The 727-nt window shown below is 68.6% G+C and carries 1 pseudogene; it reads right to left on the bottom strand.

The features are described from left to right. A pseudogene (locus BEK98_RS47625) lies at positions 1–300 on the bottom strand (hypothetical protein); the annotation flags it as partial. Positions 301–727 lie beyond the last annotated feature (427 nt).

Below are 727 nucleotides of genomic sequence, written 5' to 3'. Positions count from 1 at the left end.
GGCCAGCTCCTCCGGGCTGATCCTTCCACGGTGAGCCTCGATCGCACGGCCGATCTTGCCTGCCCACAGCTCGGCGTCCACGAACGGCCGCTGTTTGTACACCTCGACCAGCGCTGCCACATGTTCGCTCGAACACGCGGTCAGCCGCCGCTCCCCGTCCAGCTTCGGGTCATGAACATGGATCACCGACGAATCCGGCACCAGCGCAAAAACCTCCGTCTCGTCGGAGATCTCCTCCCCACACAGATCACATAGCTCCGGCAGGAACTCGCTCTCGTCCGGTTCACCCCTATCGGTCACCCTTCATTCCTACCGCTCAACCACGACCGCTGAGCGTTGTGACCCGGATTGCCCGGATTGCACCGTCCGCAGTCCACCCAGGCTGCGATTGCCGCGACTGGCGCAGGGACGGGCCCCTGGTGAGCTCGGCGGCCAGCGGCTCGGCCTGGCCTGCGCGTCGTCACCGCAGACGACATGTGTCCCGTGCCAGATTCCGGCAGAACGCCAGACGTGGAGCGCCGGCCGCACCCCCGTACTCCGGCGGAGGCGCACGGCTGGGGGGGCACCAGTTCGAGCCCGCCGTCAGCCGGTCTTCCCGCCCCACCGCGTGTCGATCCGCTCCCACTCCTCGTCCCACTGCCGCAGGCGCTGCCGGGTCAGACACACGCAGATGACTCGGCCGCAGCCCCACACCGCCCCGCCCGTTCCGATCGCGACCAGTCCGCCC

Source organism: Streptomyces diastatochromogenes (assembly GCF_002242805.1).
GTDB classification, from domain to species: domain Bacteria; phylum Actinomycetota; class Actinomycetes; order Streptomycetales; family Streptomycetaceae; genus Streptomyces; species Streptomyces diastatochromogenes.
The sequence above is the reverse complement of the archived record's forward strand: the minus strand, read 5'-3'. Positions and strand labels throughout refer to the sequence as shown.